Annotated in this window: 13 protein-coding genes and 1 pseudogene; 8 read left to right on the forward strand and 6 right to left on the reverse strand. The window is 65.6% G+C overall.

What is annotated here, in order from left to right:
* Both VKM35_RS01590 and VKM35_RS01595 read left to right on the forward strand, forming a co-directional pair.
* Positions 1 to 855, forward strand: an 855-nt coding sequence (locus VKM35_RS01590; protein ID WP_324317655.1) for a hypothetical protein, incomplete at its 5' end; no start/stop codon positions are given.
* Positions 856 to 916: 61 nt separating this feature from the next.
* Complete coding sequence (locus tag VKM35_RS01595) at positions 917 to 3,028, forward strand: S9 family peptidase (protein WP_324317657.1); 2,112 nt, start codon at positions 917 to 919, stop codon at positions 3,026 to 3,028.
* A 472-nt stretch (positions 3,029 to 3,500) separates the two neighbouring features.
* Here VKM35_RS01595 and VKM35_RS01600 read toward each other — a convergent pair whose 3' ends face one another.
* Positions 3,501 to 5,252 carry an ABC transporter ATP-binding protein gene (locus tag VKM35_RS01600; RefSeq protein ID WP_324317659.1) on the reverse strand — a complete coding sequence of 584 codons (1,752 nt, stop codon included), beginning with the start codon at positions 5,250 to 5,252 and terminating at the stop codon, positions 3,501 to 3,503.
* Positions 5,253 to 5,310: 58 nt separating this feature from the next.
* Between VKM35_RS01600 and VKM35_RS01605 the strand changes: the two genes are divergently transcribed.
* Complete coding sequence (locus tag VKM35_RS01605) at positions 5,311 to 5,856, forward strand: pseudouridine synthase (RefSeq protein ID WP_324317679.1); 546 nt, start codon at positions 5,311 to 5,313, stop codon at positions 5,854 to 5,856.
* A 96-nt stretch (positions 5,857 to 5,952) separates the two neighbouring features.
* Positions 5,953 to 6,693 (forward strand): class I SAM-dependent methyltransferase, encoded by a 741-nt coding sequence (locus VKM35_RS01610; RefSeq protein WP_324317661.1) that lies wholly within the window; start codon positions 5,953 to 5,955, stop codon positions 6,691 to 6,693.
* 88 nt (positions 6,694 to 6,781) lie between these two features.
* Here the strand turns inward: VKM35_RS01610 and hrpB are convergent, their stop codons facing one another.
* Together hrpB and VKM35_RS01620 are read right to left on the reverse strand one after the other, a co-directional pair.
* Positions 6,782 to 9,310, reverse strand: coding sequence for an ATP-dependent helicase HrpB (gene hrpB / locus VKM35_RS01615; protein WP_324317663.1), 2,529 nt, complete (start codon positions 9,308 to 9,310; stop codon positions 6,782 to 6,784).
* Between the two features lie 9 nt (positions 9,311 to 9,319).
* Complete coding sequence (locus VKM35_RS01620) at positions 9,320 to 10,537, reverse strand: serine hydrolase domain-containing protein (RefSeq protein WP_324317665.1); 1,218 nt, start codon at positions 10,535 to 10,537, stop codon at positions 9,320 to 9,322.
* Between the two features lie 79 nt (positions 10,538 to 10,616).
* On the opposite strand from VKM35_RS01620, the gene VKM35_RS01625 reads away from it, so the two are divergent.
* Positions 10,617 to 11,411 carry a TatD family hydrolase gene (locus VKM35_RS01625; RefSeq protein ID WP_324317667.1) on the forward strand — a complete coding sequence of 265 codons (795 nt, stop codon included), beginning with the start codon at positions 10,617 to 10,619 and terminating at the stop codon, positions 11,409 to 11,411.
* Positions 11,412 to 11,453: 42 nt separating this feature from the next.
* Here VKM35_RS01625 and VKM35_RS01630 read toward each other — a convergent pair whose 3' ends face one another.
* Both VKM35_RS01630 and VKM35_RS01635 read right to left on the reverse strand, forming a co-directional pair.
* The gene (locus VKM35_RS01630) at positions 11,454 to 11,774 is read right to left on the reverse strand and encodes a hypothetical protein (RefSeq protein ID WP_324317669.1); all 321 of its coding nucleotides are present in this window, start codon (positions 11,772 to 11,774) and stop codon (positions 11,454 to 11,456) included.
* A gap of 292 nt (positions 11,775 to 12,066) precedes the next feature.
* Complete coding sequence (locus VKM35_RS01635) at positions 12,067 to 12,972, reverse strand: DUF2167 domain-containing protein (RefSeq protein WP_324317671.1); 906 nt, start codon at positions 12,970 to 12,972, stop codon at positions 12,067 to 12,069.
* Positions 12,973 to 13,110: 138 nt separating this feature from the next.
* On the opposite strand from VKM35_RS01635, the gene arfB reads away from it, so the two are divergent.
* Entirely contained in the window at positions 13,111 to 13,539 is a 429-nt protein-coding gene (arfB, locus tag VKM35_RS01640; RefSeq protein ID WP_324317672.1) for an alternative ribosome rescue aminoacyl-tRNA hydrolase ArfB, read from the forward strand.
* Entirely contained in the window at positions 13,539 to 14,129 is a 591-nt protein-coding gene (locus tag VKM35_RS01645) for a 1-acyl-sn-glycerol-3-phosphate acyltransferase (RefSeq protein WP_324317674.1), read from the forward strand. The genes arfB and VKM35_RS01645 overlap by 1 nt, the downstream gene beginning before the upstream one ends.
* Positions 14,130 to 14,227: 98 nt before the next feature.
* Here the strand turns inward: VKM35_RS01645 and VKM35_RS01650 are convergent, their stop codons facing one another.
* On the reverse strand, positions 14,228 to 15,187 hold the full coding sequence (locus VKM35_RS01650) for a LysR family transcriptional regulator (RefSeq protein ID WP_324317677.1): 960 nt from the start codon (positions 15,185 to 15,187) through the stop codon (positions 14,228 to 14,230).
* 210 nt (positions 15,188 to 15,397) lie between these two features.
* Between VKM35_RS01650 and VKM35_RS01655 the strand changes: the two are divergent.
* A pseudogene (locus tag VKM35_RS01655) lies at positions 15,398 to 15,780 on the forward strand (malate synthase A); the annotation flags it as partial.

Consider the following 15,780-nt stretch of genomic DNA (forward strand, 5'->3'; position numbering starts at 1 on the left):
TTCAGTCACGACAGCATGCGCTTCGAGGGCTACAGCCTCGCCGATTTCCGCGCGGTGGGTCGCCTGGGTGTCGATGGCGACGGCGCCTTTCCGACGCCGCCGGTGATCGGTCCGATGGATTCGCTGATCAGCCGCGACACCGTTTTCCAGTACGACAGCGACGCCAAGCTGGTGCTGCCGCGTCTGCGCGTGCCGGCCGGTGAAACCATCACGTCGATCGAAACCTTTGACGAACGCATCCTGCTGATGAGCGACCGCGCGCTGTACTTCTACGACATCCGCGAGCTGCACAACGGCGACGGCGTGCTCACGCCGCGGGCCCATGTGCCGGTGCCGGGCAAGACCGGCAATCTCGAGCGCGTCGATGTCATGGAGCTGCTCGACGGCTATCTGGTGTCCTTCGTCTACAGCCGCTACTCGCATAACGGCGACGGCCCGGCATTCCAGGAAGTCCTGCGCGTCGACGAGCACGACCGCACCGTGTCGGTCGGTCGCCGCGAGCTGGGCATCGGTTACGGACCGGTGTTCCGCTATTCGAACTGGTACATCTCGCCGGTGTTGTTCAAAGTGCAGAAGTTCGCGGTGAACCTATTCGCCGGCTACGTGCCGGTGCGCGACTTCCAGCGTCCGCCGGTGCTGCCTGCGGCGGTGGGCATCGCGGTCGGCATGGCCCTGCTTTCGCTGATCGGCGGCGCATGGCGCCTGCGTCGGGTCGCGGTGTCGATGCCGGCACGCCTGGCCTGGCTCGTCGCCTGCTTCGCCATCGGCCCGCCGGCGCTGTTCAGTCTGTGGCTGCTGTATCCCGAACGCGAGCGCCTGGACGATCTGCCGATCGCGTCCGCCGCGACGGCCTGAACGAATCAAACCATCACCGGCCCGTCGCGCGAGTCGCGCGCGGGCCTTGCAGGAGAAACCCATGAAGACGTTCCCGAAATCGTTCGGGGCGCGGCTCACCGCGTCCTTGCTGACGGGCCTGGTGATGTCGACGCTGTTCGCCTTCGCCGGGCCGGTACGCGCCGACGACGATGCTGCAGCACTGAAAGCCGCGCTCGCCGCCGAACGCCAGCGCGCACCGGCGCCACGCATCGAACGCACGGCCTTCCTGTCGCGCAGCAACCAAGGCGAAACCGCGCTCTCGCCCGACGGCCGGCAGTTCGCGTATCTGCGCGAGCAGGGCAGCAATCGCAGCGTGTGGCTGTTGCCGACGGCCGGCGGCGAACCGCGGCGTGTCCTGCTCGAAACCGAGGCCAATGAAATCGCGTGGTCGCACGATGGTCGCTGGCTGTTGCTCATTTCGCCGCGCGAGGTGTTCAAGCTTGCCGTGACGGGCACGACCGGCTCGGGCATCGTCACCTTGCTGGGCGAGCGCACACGCCGGGAATTCTTCGGCGTCGATGCGTCCCTGCCCGCAGCGATCCTCGTGCGCGAAGTGCCGCCGGTGGTGTCGCGCGCACCCAAACGCTGGCGTCTGTGGCGCGTGGACATGCAGGGCAGACAGACCCTGCTGCGCGAAGAGGCCACCGCGATCGTGGATGCCGCGTTCGCTCCGCAAGGGCGGCTCGCGTATCTGTTGCGCGCCGAGGGCGAGGGCCAGGTCATCCAGCATGTGGATGCCGCCGGCCAGTTGCATCCGATCGCGCGTTGCGAGCGCATGATCCGCTGCCTGTTCCTGGCGACCAGCGAAGATGGCCGCGACCTGATCCTGCGCACCAATCTCGGTGGCGAGTTCATGCGCCCGGTGCGCATGTCGCCCGACGGCGCCATGACGGTCCTGTTCGAAGATCCGCGCGGCGAGGCCGATGTCGACGGCATCGTGCTCGACCCGATCACGCGGCAGCCGCTGATCGCGAGCTATCGCAGCACGACCGCGGCGAGTTACGGCCTGACCCCCGACGGCAAACGGCAGGTCGATGCGATCGTTCGTCTGTTCCCGCAGCGCAATTTGCAGATCGATGTCGGCGTCGGTACGGCGGCGCGCTGGATCGTGCACGAACGCTCGGGCTCGCTGCGCGGCGAGCGCCTGCATGTCTACGATCCGGCCACGGGCGCCACGCGCCGCATACTGGATGACGCACGCTTCGAATTCGATGGCAAACCGGTCCCGGCCATTGCCGAAGCGGTGATGGCACGCAAGATCGCGTTCTCCTGGCGCGCCTCCGACGGCATGCGTCTGCATGGCTTCCTCATGGTGCCGCCGGGCGTGGATCTGACGACGGTGCCGCTGGTCGCGAACGTGCATGGCGGACCCTTCAATCTGGTGCGACCGACCTTCAGCAACGACGGCCAGTTTCTGGCCAATCGCGGCTACGTCGTGTTCCAGCCGAACTTCCGCGGGTCGACCGGCCTGGGCCGCCGCTATCTGTTTGCCGCGAACGGCGACTTCGGCAACGGTCGCGTGCAGCTCGACATCGTCGAAGGGGTGCGCTATCTGCTTGCACAAGGCATCGGTGACGCGAATCGCGTCGGTATCACCGGCGCGTCGTTCGGCGGCTATTCGACTCTGCTGGGCGTGACTTTCCAGCCGGAGCTGTTCAAGGTCGGCATCGCCGGCGTCCCACCGGCGGATTTCGGCTGGGTGCTGCGCGAATACGTCGGCACCGGCACGGAAATGGTGCCCGGGGTGCCGATCGCGACGAGCATGCGGCATCTGTCACTCGACCCTGCGGATCCGGTGATTGCGCAGCGTTTGACAGCGCAGTCACCGATCGCCAACGCGGACAAATTGCGTCGGCCGCTGCTGATGCTCGCTGGCGGCGAGGACGAGCGCGTGCCGATCCGCGGGGTGACGCACTACGCCGCCAAGCTCAACTCGCTGCACAAGGATGTGAGCCTGTTCGTCGACGCAGACGCGGGACACAGCGCGACCGATCTGCGCACGCGCGAGGCCTATTATTTCCTCATGGAATGGATGCTGCACCGCAATCTCGGCGGCCCAGCACCGACGCCGCCGTCACGCGAACTGCGTGCGCACATCCGCAAGAATTTGCGGCTGGCCGGCAAGGACCTGCAGGACCTTGCCTCGCCGTAGGAGCCAGCTTGCTGGCGACAGGGGCCACGACAGGGTCGCGCTGGCCAGCATGGGAAATTTCTTTTTGCACCCGCGCCGCCGCGGCCGACGGGGAGTCCGTGCCAGTTCGGTCGACACATCCTGTGCCGACTCACCGTCGCAGGCCATCCCTGGCCTGCTCACGGACCCACTCCGTCGGCCCCGGCATCGCTCTGAAATCATGTCGAGATGTTGCGAAACGCGAGTCGTTTCGTCGTCAATTCATCTTGCCGGCACCGGTACGTGGCGGGTCGTTGCTGTTCGCATTTTGTTCAACAAGCCGAGCCGATCAGAGCGTTTCCGAAGCCCATGGGAAGACTGTGAGTCGGCCAGGGATGGCCGGCGACGGTGAGTCAGCACAGGAGGTGCTGACCGAACCGGCATCGGTCATCCCATGGGTTTCGGGGGCGCGGATGCGACAGGGGATTTCAAGCGAGACGCGTTGTGCCGCCAGCTACGATGTTTCACCCGTCTGCAACCGCCACAGCGCCGCATAGAAACCGTTGCGGGCGATCAGTTCATCGTGGCGGCCGCTTTCGACGATGCGTCCGGCATCGAGCACATGGATCGCATCGGCTTGGCGCACCGTCGACAAACGATGCGCGACGATCAACGTCGTGCGCTGATGCGAGATGCGCGCCAGCGAGCGCTGGATCCCCGCTTCGGTTTCGTTGTCGACGGCGGACGTCGCCTCGTCGAGCACCAGCACGGCGGGGTCGCGATAGATCGCTCGCGCCAGCGCGATGCGCTGCCGCTGGCCACCGGACAGTTGCGCTCCGCGTTCACCGACCGCACTGGCATAGCCCTGCGGCAGCGCGGCGATGAAATCGTGGGCCTCCGCGGCGCGCGCGGCGGCTTCGACTTTCGCGATGTCCGGTGCGTGTTCGCCGTAGGCGATGTTGTCGGCGACGCTGCCATCGGTGAGGAAGGGGTCCTGCGCGACATAGCCGATCACGCGGCGCAGCGCGGCCGGATCGAGCGCCGCGATGTCGATGCCGTCGAGCAGGATGCGGCCGTGGTCGGGGTCGATGAAACGCAGCAGCAATTTCAGCAGCGTGCTCTTGCCGCCGCCGGTGCCGCCGACCAGCGCGATGGTTTGCCCGGCCGGAATCGCCAGCGAAATATCGCTGACGGCGGGGCGACCGTCGTAGGCGAAGGCGATTTTCTCGAAACTCAGCGCACCCTTCGCGTGCTGCGTGAGCTGCTGCGTGCCGCGCAGCGGAAGCTTCGTTTCCAGCAGATCCATCACGCGATTCACCGAGGCCATCGCGCGCTGGTAGAGATCGGTCATGTCGGCCAGACGCGTCAGCGGCCAGAGCAGGCGTTGCGTCAGATACACCAGCGCCGAGTAACTACCGACGCCGAGGCGGCCGTTGAGCGCCAGCCAGCCGCCGTACAACAGCGTGGCGACGAAGCCGGCCAGCACCGCCATGCGGATCACCGGCGTGATCGCAGCGGAAACCCGGATCGCATCGGCATTACGCGCACGGAAATCGTCCGATGCCGCGCGCACGTGTTCGGCTTCGAAAGCTTCGGCGGTATAGGCCTGGATCGTCGCCATGCCGGCGAGATTGTTGTTGAGCCGCGACGACACCGTCGCCGCCGCCTCGCGCGCCGCTGCGTAACGCGGATACAGGCGGCGCTGAAACCAGAACGCGCCGAGCAGGATCAGCGGAATCGGCAGCAGCGCGAGCACCGCCAGCGTGCTGGTCAGGAAGAAGAACACGGCGCCGACCATCAGCGACGAACAGAACACCTGGATCAGATCGTTGGCGCCGGTGTTGAGGAAGCGTTCGATCTGGTTGACGTCCTCGTTCATCAGCGCCATCAAACGGCCGCTGCGCTCGCGCGCAATCGTGTCCGGCGGCAGTGCCTGCAGATGCGCATAGGCGGCGTTGCGCAGCGTGTGCTGCAGGTCCTGGGCGAGGCCGCGCCATTTGAGCGCGTACAGGTATTCGAACAGCGATTCGAACACCCAGACCGCGATCGTCAGCGCTACCAGGGCGTACAGCTGGTGCATCGGCTCGACCAGGCCCAGCCCGGCCAGGAAGCTGGCCCGCTTGTTGACCACCACGTCGACGGCCACGCCGATCAGCAATTCCGGCAGTACGTCAAAGAATTTGTTGAGGATCGAGTAAATCGTGCCCAGGGTCGCGGCGCGCCGGTAGGGCCGGGCGAAGGAAAACAGGCGTTGCAGGGGATGCATGGCGGCCGGGAGGGGTGGCAGGTGACCCGCGGATTCTCGCATGGGCTATGCTGCGGACATGCTGATAGCTTTCAACAAGCCCTATGGCGTGCTGTCCCAGTTCACCGACGCCACGGTGCCGCCTCGACCGACCCTGGCCGACTTCGGCCTGCCGGCGGATATTTATCCGGCCGGTCGTCTCGATGCCGATTCCGAAGGCCTGTTGCTGCTGTCCGACGATGGCCCGCGCATCGCGCAGATCAGCTCGCCGAAATTCAAATGGCCCAAGACCTATCTGGTGCAGGTCGAAGGCCAGGCCGACGACGCGCAGATCGAAACCCTGCGCAAAGGCGTCGAGCTCGTCGACGGGCTGACCGCACCGGCGCAGGCGTCCTTGCTGCAGTCGGTGCCGGATTGGTTGTGGCCGCGCGATCCGCCGGTGCGCTTTCGCAAATCGGTGCCGGAAAGTTATATCGAACTCACCATCCGCGAAGGCCGCAACCGGCAGGTGCGACGCATGACCGCCGCTGTCGGCCTGCCGACGCTGCGCCTGGTGCGCATCTCGATCGGACCGCACCGCCTCGATGGCCTCGCGCCGGGCGTGTGGCGCGAAGAAAAGCTCTAGCTTCGTGGGAGCGGGCATGACCGCGATTTCCTCACGAAGCATCGCGATTTGAAACAGTCGCGGCCATGCCCGCTCCTACGAACCGGCGCCGACGCGATGACATTCAAGGATCATTTCTCCGCTCAAGCAGAGTTGTATGCGCAGGCGCGGCCGACGTATCCCGTCGCACTGTTTGAGTGGTTGGCGAAACAATGCGTGCGGCATGACATGGTCTGGGATGCCGGCTGCGGCAACGGCCAGGCCAGCGTCGCGCTCGCCCGGTATTTCACCGACGTATTCGCCAGCGATCCAAGCGCGACGCAGATCGAAGCCGCCGCTGCACACGCGCATGTGCGCTATGCGGTCGAGCCCGCCGAACAATGCTCGCTTGCCGCTGCCAGCGCCGATCTGGTGACAGTGGCGCAGGCGCTGCACTGGTTCGATCACGAACGCTTTTATTCCGAAGTGCGACGCGTGCTAAAACCGGGAGGCGTGATAGCCGCCTGGACTTACGGCCGTTCGTCGGTGACGCCGGATATCGATGCAGTCTTCATGGGTTTGTACGAAGGTGTGCTCGGCGCGTATTGGCCACCGGAGCGTCGGCACATCGAAGCCGGCTACGCGACGCTGCCGTTTCCATTCGCGGAAATCGCCACGCCGGAATTGCAACTGCGCTGCGACTGGACGCTGCCGCAATACCTCGCCTACCTGCGCAGCTGGTCGGCGAGCCAACGCTTCCTGCAGGCCACCGGCCGCGACGCCGTCGGCGAATTCGCCGACGCATTGGCAGAAGTCTGGGGCGATCCGGAAAAAGTGCGCGCGGTGACCTGGCCGATGCAGGTGAGAGCCGGTAGGTAGCCTGCGCTCCGCGTCTCCCGTCTCCCGTCTCCCGTCTCCCGTCTCCCGTCTCGAAGCGAGAATCACGCCATCGAGCGCGGAGTGCAGGCTAGGTGCCGCGGGGTTTTGCGCGATGGGTGGCGGTCGCGGTCCAGGGGTCATCGGGCCAGGGGTGGCGCGGGTAGCGGCCTTTCATTTCTTTTTTCACTTCGGGGTAGGTGCGCTGCCAGAAACCCTTTAGGTCTTGGGTGATCTGCAGTGGTTTGCCGCCGGGCGAGAGCAGGTGCAGGGTCAGCGGTACGCGACCGTCGGCGATGCGCGGGGTGTCGGCGAGGCCGAACAACTCCTGCAATTTCACCGCCAGCACGGGCGGCTCGGGATGGCCTTCGGCAGCGGTCGCATATTCGATGGCGCGCTCCATGCCGGAAGGCACGGTGATGCGCAGCGGTGCAAGTTGATCGAGTTTCTGTCGCTGCGGCCAATCAAGCAGGGCGCGCAGTGCATCGCCAAGTTCCGTTTCGGTGAGCGCATCGAGGCGGGTTTTCCCCGCGAGTGCAGGCTTCAGCCAGACATCGAGTGAAGCGATCAGCGCGGCATCGCCGACATCGGGCAGCAGCAACTCCGGGCACCAGGTACGAACGCACAGCACGCGTGCGATGAATTGGCGCAGGCTCGGCGTCCACGGCAGGGCATCGAGACCGAGTTCGGCGACGGCGTCGCAAAGCGCCTGCGCGGCGAGTGCGGGATCGGGGCGGCCGGCGGGTTTGCTCGCCAGCACGATTTTGTCGAAGCGTTTTTCGCGGCGCGCGATCAATGCGCGCGCGTCCGCATCCCAGCGCACGAAGTCGCGCTCGACGAAGCGTTCGGGAAAATCCGCCTCCAGTCGCGCCTCATCGAGCGGCGCCGCGCGCAGCACCAGCGAATCCTTCGCTTCGAAACGCAGTTCGCTGACGACTATCCAGGGTTCTCCATACAGCGCGCTGTCGTCGAGCAGGCGCGCCATGCGGCCGTTCGCGAGCTGGTAGCGGCGCGGATCGCTTGGATGCTGGCGGGCGATGCGTTCGGGAAATGCGTGCAACAACAAATCGCCAAGCAGGTGTGTGGGGATCGAGTTCGGCGAAGAAGAATTGCAGCGCAGGCGACGGCGCCATTGTGTGGCGGCTTGGTCGATGGCGGCGAGCGCACCCTTGTTGGCGTCGATCGGAGAGTGATCACGGTCGTGCCCGCCACGACGAGGCGGATGACGGAATGCCGCGAGCGCCTGCCAGCGCGATTGCCAATCGTCGCGGCGCGGACCTTTGAGCGGGTCGCGGGCTTCGATCAGCGCGGCGAGGTCGCAGGCGAGCGCGCGTTCGTCGTCGCCGCGCGCGGCCAGCAGCATCGCCGCCAGGCGCGGATGTGTGCCGAGTGCAAGCAGCTGCCGGCCGAAGGAAGTGATGCGACGGTCGCTGGCAATCGCGCCAAGACGCTGCAGCAGATCATCGGCGGCAGCGAGTGCGCCGGTTGGTGGTGGATCGAGAAAGCGCAACGCGTCGCTGCCCCAGGCGGCGAGCTCCAGACGCAGCGAGGTCAATTCCGATTGTGCGATTTCCGGCGTGCGCGCGGCATCGAGGCGCTGTGATTGCGGCCACAGGCGGAAACAGAAACCTTCGGCGACGCGACCAGCGCGACCGGCGCGCTGATCGGCCGAGGCCTGCGAAATAGCCACGGTTTCCAGGCGCGAGAAGCCGCTGTTGGGATCGAAGCGCGGCTCGCGTGCGAGGCCGGCATCGATCACCACGCGCACGCCCGGCAAGGTCACGCTCGACTCCGCGACATTGGTGGCGAGCACCACGCGACGACGACCCTGCGGATCCGGCGACAGGGCTTCGCTTTGTTTTTCCAGCGGCAATTCGCCGTGCAGGGGAATGGCGATGACGGCGCCGCCGTCGAAATCGAGCAGGCGCAGCGCGTCGCCGATCTCGCGCTGCCCTGGCAGGAATACCAGCACATCACCGGGATGATCGGCGAGCGCTTCCTGCACGCAGCGCTTGAGCTGGAACAGCAGGCTTTCGTCGCGGCGCGCCGGGTAGTACGCCGTCGTCACCGGGAAGCTGCGGCCCGCCGAAGTCAGCCGTGGCGCATCGAGAAAGCGCGCGAGTTTTTCGCCATCGAGCGTCGCCGACATCACCAGCAGGCGCAGGTCGGGGCGCAGTTGTTGCTGCACGTCGAGCGCGAGTGCGAGGCCGAGGTCGCCGGCAAGGTGGCGTTCGTGGAATTCGTCGAAGATGATCGCGGCGATGCCGCTGAGCTCGGGATCGTCCTGGATCAGGCGGGTGAGAATGCCTTCGGTGACGACTTCGATGCGCGTCTTCGCCGAGACCTTGTTCTCGAAACGAATGCGATAACCAACGGTGTCACCGACGGCCTCACCGAGTTGCCTGGCCATGAAACCGGCAGCGGCGCGCGCGGCGACACGACGTGGCTCGAGTATCAATATTTTTCCATCGCCGCGCCAGCTCGCCGAAAGAAGCGCCAGTGGCACCTGCGTGGTCTTACCGGCGCCGGGCGGCGCTTCGAGCACAAGCCGCGGCTGTGTGGCCAGCGCGCGCAGCAGCTCGGGAAGCAGCGGAGTGATGGGGAAGTCGGGTGTCGTCACCCGGCAAGGCTAATGATCGCCGCGGCTGCCGTCGAGGAAATAGATTTTGCGTGGCGCGGGTCGGGTGGTATCGCGCGTCGTTTTGGTGGCGGGCGCCGCGCTGGTCGTGCTTTTGACCGGAGTCGGTGCGGTGATTTGCGTTGCCGGCGACATCTGCGGCGGCGGTAGCGTGCCGCGGACGAAATCGAGTTGCCGCAGGCAGAGCTGAATCAGCGCGATCTCGTCGCTTTTCATCTTGCCCAGGTCGCCGAGCACGAGGTACACGCCGCTGACGCCTTGTTGCCGGTCGACGAAGGGATAGGTGCCGTAAGCGCCCGGGCTCGACACGCGATAGGCGACGCCGCGCGCGTCTTCGGCCTCGCGCCACTGCCCGATGCCGTAGCCAAGGCTTTCCGGATAGGGCGTGTAGGCGATCACGGTGCCGGCGCTGTGATCGAGCGCCATGTAGTCGAGCGTCGTCGAATCGAGAAAACGACCACTGGGTGCGAGACCGCCGGCGAGCAGCATATCGAGCACGCGCGCGTAGTCGGCGACGGTGCTGCGCACGCCGCCGGCGATGCGCGGATTGTTGGTGCTGACGTAGCCCGGTTGCAGCGATGCCGTCGCGTAATCGGTACCGGTAAGACCGAGCGGCACGACCATTTCATCGACGAACAATTGATCCCAGCTGCGGCCGCTGGCGATCTCGGCCATGCGTCCGGCCACCTGCATCGAATTGCCGCCATAGGCGAACACCTGGCCCGGCGCAGCGATCATCGGCATCTGCAGGATCTGCCTGGCGCAGGTATCGAGCGTGACCGTGCGCTGCGACAGGCAGGGGGCATCGCCGTTGCCGGGCAGGCCGCTGGTATGCGAGAACAACTGCCGCAGTGTGATTGCGCGCGTCGCCGGCGGCGCATCGGGGAAATACGCGCCGACCGGATCCTGCCATTCCATTTCGTGTTTCTCGACCAGGCGCGCGATCACCAGCGCCGACAACCATTTGCTCGCCGAGGCGATGGGGATGCGCGTGCTCGGCGTGTAGCTGCCAAAGTCCTGCTGGTAGACGACACTGCCGGGCGTGTCCAGGCGCAGCGTCGCGCCAGGCAGCGAATACAGCTGGACCTGGCGCTGCACTTCCGTGGTGATCGGGGCCAGGTCGTAAAGCGAGCGTGCCTGCGCGGCAAAGACGGTGGCCAAGGCGAAGGCGAGCGCAAGCAGGAATGCAATCGGTCGGATCGGGCGCATCGGGTGGATCCGGCAATGGGCACAGCGGCGATAACGCCGTGATGGCGAACGCGTTGACGCGCTCGGCTACCATGGCGGCATGGACCTGATCGATATCGGCGCCAACCTGGGCCACGAAAGCTTCACCCATGATTTCGACGCCGTGCTGGCGCGTGCGCGCACCGCTGGCGTCGTGCAGATGGTGGTGACCGGCGCCAGTCGCGAGGGCTCGCGGCAGGCGCTGGAAATCGCCCGCGCACAGCCGGGATTTTTGTATGCGACGGCCGGCGTGCATCCGCATCACGCCGTCGAATACACCGACGAGGCCGACGCCGAATTGCGCGAGCTGCAGCGCGCGCCGGAAGTCGTCGCGGTCGGCGAATGCGGGCTGGATTATCACCGCGATTTTTCGCCGCGGCCGGCGCAGCGACGGGCGTTCGAGCGGCAATTGCAGATCGCGGTCGATACCGGCAAGCCGCTGTTTCTGCATCAGCGCGATGCGCACGCGGACTTCATGACGATCATGAAAAATTTCAGCGGCCGTATTGGTGCGGCGGTCGTGCATTGCTTCACCGGTACGCGCGAGGAAATGCAGGACTGCCTCGATGCCGGTTACCACATCGGCATCACCGGCTGGCTGTGCGACGAACGTCGTGGTCTGCATCTGCGCGAGATGGTGAAGGACATTCCCAGCGATCGCCTGATGATCGAGACCGACGCACCGTATCTGCTGCCGCGCAGTGTGCGTCCGCAGCCGTCGCATCGGCGCAACGAGCCGATGTATCTGCGGCATATCGTCGAGGAACTGGCCAGGGATCGCGGCGAGGATGTCGCCGATACGGCGGCAGCGGCGACGGCCACTGCACGCCGGTTCTTCGGTTTGTCAGCAAGCTGAGAGAAAACGCAGGCGCGTCGCCTTGTCAGGCGGGAGGCGCGTTTAGCGCGCCGCTGCCGGCGCCCAGCTCAGCGATTTGCCGTTGGCGCCGCGCGTCACCACGATGTTGGCTTCGCCGGCCTTGCAGGCTTCGCCGGCGGCCGACATCAACTTGTGGCGCAGGGCGCTGGTCTGGGTGCTGTCGTTGACGATGAGTATCCGGGCGACGTCGTCGGGGCTGGGCAGGCTGGGGTTGCTGCAGGAAATGGTCAGCGTGTTCGCTGTTTCCGCACGCACCTCGACGGCGGCGATGTTCTGGTCGGCGGCCATGGCGGCGCTGCTGGCGAGAACGAGGGAAAGCGCGACAAAAAGCTTGGCGTTCATTGTGCGTCTCCTGGAATCTCGGCGGGCGGCGATCTGCCACCCCGTCCCGAAGCTGCATCGTTCTCGCTACGGAGAGTGAGTTCATGTGCAATTGGTCGGGGTGCCGACTCGCCATCGCCGCAGGTATTGCTTCGGCGGACGGATCCGCGGCGGTCTTTCCTGCAGATTGCTGCGAGGAAATCGCTTGGAAATCGCTAGCCCGGATCGGGCCGGGAGGATCGGTCCGCGATCGCCGTGCCGGGGCAACGGCGATCACGGGATTGTTCCATCGTACTGGCAGGAATACAGCGGCTTATTGCACCGTGCCGCCGCCTTTGCCCTTGCCGCCGAACAGCTTCTTGATCGCCGCGCCGATCGCGGCGATGCCGATGATGATGAATTTCTTCAGGCCCAGCAGCAGCAGGCCGAGCTTGCCGAACAGACCGGCCTTCGCCGCGACGCCGCCACCGATCAGCGCCGCCAGACCATAGGCGGCGAGTTTGTCGCTGCCCGCTTTGTAGTCGGCGTAGCGATGGCCGCTGTCGAATTCGGCCATCGGCAGCACCTGCGTCATGCCCTGCTTGACCACGCCGAGGTCGTCGATGCTCGAGAGCGCATTGAGGCTCAGGTAGCCCTCGCGGCCGAGCACGCGGATGTCGTAGTTGAGCGTGTGCGCGGTTTCGCCTTCGACGGAAAAATCCTTGGCCCAGTACAGACGTTTGCCGACCGCGTCGTAACTCGGCGGCTGCGCCCAACCGGCGAGTTCCATGGTCGGGTAGCCTTCTTTCTTGCGATCGGCATTGTCGTCATGCGTGGAGGTCTGCATTTCCTTGAGCAGATCGGCGTAGTTGATCTTCGCGGCGTCTTCGTCGGACACGAAACCATCGTCGCTGAAAGTCACCACAACCGCCCAGCCATGTTCGGAGTTGAGCGGCGCGGCATCGGGAACCAGCAGGCCGAGCACGTCGTCGTCAGGCGGATTGCCCCACAGGTCTTCGAGCACGCGGCGGGTGTCGTCGTGGCCGAGATAGCGGAAGCCAGGCTGCACGTGCAGGTGCGCGCCGGCTTTTTCCAGGGCGATGTCGCCGGTCTGGAAGTGCAAGGAAGCGAGGAGGGCCTGCGTCTTCGCCGCATCTGCCGCATCCTGTCCGTCTTGGGCGCAGGCTGCGCCCACCCACAAGCCGCAGGCCAGCACGGCCGCGGTCATTACCTGTTTCATTCGATTCCCCTGAAGTGATGCGCGCCGACCCCCGGCGCTGACAGGAAGACTGCCCAAGCGCCGCGCCGATGACAAGCGCGGCAAAGGCCAGCGGCGCATGCGGCCTTGCTAGAATCCGCTCAGGAAAATCGGCCCAGCATGCTTATCATCAGCCCCGCCATCAGCATTCCCGACCAGGAACTGGTCGAACGTTTCGTTCGCGCCACCGGTCCCGGCGGCCAGAACGTCAACAAGGTTTCGACCGCGGTCGAGTTGCGTTTTGACGCGCTCAATTCGCCGTCGCTGCCCGAGGATCTGCGCGCGCGCCTGCTGGCGCGCCGCGATCGTCGCATCACTGGCGACGGCGTGGTGGTGATCAGCGCGCAGCGTTTCCGCACGCAGGACCGAAATCGTGAAGATGCCCGCGATCGCCTGGTGGCATTGATCCAGGCGGCGCAGCACGTTCCGAAAAAACGCATCGCGACCAAGCCGAGCAAGGGTTCGAAAGAGCGTCGTCTGACCGGCAAGCGCGAGCGCTCCGAGGTCAAGAGCGGGCGCGGCAGTCGCGGCTGGGAGCGCGAGGCATGATGCGGATCGTGCCGGACCTGCCGACGAATGCACCGCGCAGCGGCGGCAACGCCTTCAGCCGTTGGCTGGGTCGCAGCGTGCTGCGTTTGGGTGGTTGGCGGGTGATCGGCGAGTGGCCGGATGTGCCGCGCGTGGTGGTGATCGTCGCGCCGCATTCTTCGGCCTGGGATGCGATCTGGGGCATCGCCGCGAAAGTCGCGCTCGGCCTCGGTATCGTTTTCATCGGCAAGAAGGAAATTTTTCGCGGGCCGCTGGGCTGGGCCTTGCGCAAGTTCGGCGGCCGGCCGGTGGATCGTAGCGCGCCCGGCGGCATCGTCGATCAGGTCGCGCAGCAACTGCGCGAATCCGAGCGCATGTGGTTCGTGCTCGCGCCCGAAGGTACGCGCCGGAAAGTGACGCGCTGGAAATCGGGCTTCTGGAAAATCGCCAAGCGCGCTGATGTGCCGGTGTTCTGCGCCTGGTTCCACTATCCCGATCGCGTGATCGGCCTCGGCCCGATGGTAGAGCTCAGCGACGACATGGAGGCCGACCTCGTACGCATCCGGCAAATGTTCGCCGATCACCACGGCAAGAATCGCGGCGCGGTGTGATCTCGCTTTCGTAGGAGCGGCGCGAGCCGCGATTCCTGCTCACAGCATCGCGAATCGGAAAAATCGCGGCTTGCGCCGCTCCTACAGAACCTTGCGATTCATCGCTCCGAATGCCCCGAATCGAAATAATCGCGGCGTTCGAACGCGCCGGGTTTGACGAGGTCGGAAAACGCACGCGCCTGCGCTGACAGGAATTTTCCCTTGCGCACGACCACGCCGTAGCTGCGCGGCGGAAAGTATTCGCGCAGATTGCGCACTTCCAGGCGCTCGCGGTCGGCCTCGGTGAGGCAGATGCCGGTCACGATCGAGATGCCCATGCCCATCGCGACGTATTGTTTGATCACTTCCCAGCCGCCGACTTCCAGCGCCACGGTGTAGGGCACGCGGCGCTGCTGGAAAACCAGGTCGACCAGACGCCAGGTGGTCAGGCGTTTCGGCGGCAGGATCAGCCCGTAGGGCGAGATGTCCTCGAGTTGCAGCGTCGCTTTCGCCGCCAGCGGATGGCCCTTGGGCAGGATCAGCATCGGATCGAAGGAATACACCGGTGCGTAGGAAAGATCGGTGGGCACGTCGAGCATCGAGCCGACGGCGAGATCGACGGTGTCCGAGCGCAACAGCGCCAGACCATCCTTGCCAGTGACGTTGTGCAGCACCAGCTGTACCTCGGGATGCGCCTCGCGGAAGGCGCGCACGAGTTCCGGCAGCAGGTAGAGGATGGTCGAGCTGCCCGCCGCCACATGCAGCTCGTCGCCCTCGAGACCTTTGAGTTTGTTGCGGAATTCGCCCTCGAGTCCGTCCAGACCCTCGACCAGCGGGCGGGCGAGCTCATACAGGGCATTGCCTTCGCGGGTCAGGCTCAGGCGCCGACCGAGGCGTTCGAACAGGGCGACGTCCAGATCGCGCTCCAGCGCCTGCAATTGCAGGGTCACCGCCGGCTGGCTGAGAAACAGGGCCTCAGCGGCCCGTGACACCGAGCCCAGCCGGGCCGCCTGGCAGAAGGCGCGCAGGGGTTTGAGGCGGTCCCCCTTGTAGTAGAAGCGCGGTTTGCGGTCAGGCATGGGGTCGTTCCCGTTCCTTTCGGCGGCATCTAAGCCAAATTCGCAATTCCGATCCGCAGGAGCGCCGCTGGATTGGAGTTTTAGCTCGGCGGTAAGTGGTTGGAATCACTATTTATACGATTTGTTAATACATTCTATTCAAATATTTGTTTTGTCAAATTCAAACGCGCGCTTTACGGTTGGCTTCCCCGGATCACCGATGAAATCTCGATGGCAGGCGACATGGCGCAGCTCAACCCCGGACTGGAATTGCGTGGCCCGGCCGTCCCCGGCCAGGAGGACCTGCTCACGCCCGCCGCTCTGGCCCTGCTGACTGAACTGCATCGCCGTTTCGAACCCGCCCGTCAGGCCCGCCTGGCCGCCCGCCGCGACCGCCAACTGCGTTTTGATGCCGGCGAGCTGCCCGACTTCCGTGCCGACACCGCCGCGATCCGCGCCGGCGATTGGCGCGTCGCCGAATTGCCGGCCGCGCTGCGCGACCGTCGCGTCGAGATCACCGGCCCGGTCGAGCCGAAAATGGTGATCAACGCGCTGAACTCGGGCGCCAAGGTCTACATGGCCGACTTCGAGGATTCGACCGCGCCGACCTGGGT

Source organism: Arenimonas sp., assembly GCF_035312645.1.
In the GTDB taxonomy this organism is placed as follows: Bacteria; Pseudomonadota; Gammaproteobacteria; order Xanthomonadales; family Xanthomonadaceae; genus Arenimonas.

Excerpts from the sequence above, each read along its gene's own strand:
- VKM35_RS01600 (WP_324317659.1), bottom strand. The coding sequence starts at position 5,252 with ATGCATCCCCTGCAACGCCTGTTTTCCTTCGCCCGGCCCTACCGGCGC.
- VKM35_RS01630 (WP_324317669.1), bottom strand. The coding sequence starts at position 11,774 with ATGAACGCCAAGCTTTTTGTCGCGCTTTCCCTCGTTCTCGCCAGCAGC.
- VKM35_RS01650 (WP_324317677.1), bottom strand. The coding sequence starts at position 15,187 with ATGCCTGACCGCAAACCGCGCTTCTACTACAAGGGGGACCGCCTCAAA.
- arfB (WP_324317672.1), top strand. The coding sequence starts at position 13,111 with ATGCTTATCATCAGCCCCGCCATCAGCATTCCCGACCAGGAACTGGTC.
- VKM35_RS01610 (WP_324317661.1), top strand. The coding sequence starts at position 5,953 with ATGACATTCAAGGATCATTTCTCCGCTCAAGCAGAGTTGTATGCGCAG.
- VKM35_RS01605 (WP_324317679.1), top strand. The coding sequence starts at position 5,311 with ATGCTGATAGCTTTCAACAAGCCCTATGGCGTGCTGTCCCAGTTCACC.
- VKM35_RS01645 (WP_324317674.1), top strand. The coding sequence starts at position 13,539 with ATGCGGATCGTGCCGGACCTGCCGACGAATGCACCGCGCAGCGGCGGC.
- VKM35_RS01635 (WP_324317671.1), bottom strand. The coding sequence starts at position 12,972 with ATGAAACAGGTAATGACCGCGGCCGTGCTGGCCTGCGGCTTGTGGGTG.
- VKM35_RS01595 (WP_324317657.1), top strand. The coding sequence starts at position 917 with ATGAAGACGTTCCCGAAATCGTTCGGGGCGCGGCTCACCGCGTCCTTG.
- VKM35_RS01620 (WP_324317665.1), bottom strand. The coding sequence starts at position 10,537 with ATGCGCCCGATCCGACCGATTGCATTCCTGCTTGCGCTCGCCTTCGCC.
- VKM35_RS01625 (WP_324317667.1), top strand. The coding sequence starts at position 10,617 with ATGGACCTGATCGATATCGGCGCCAACCTGGGCCACGAAAGCTTCACC.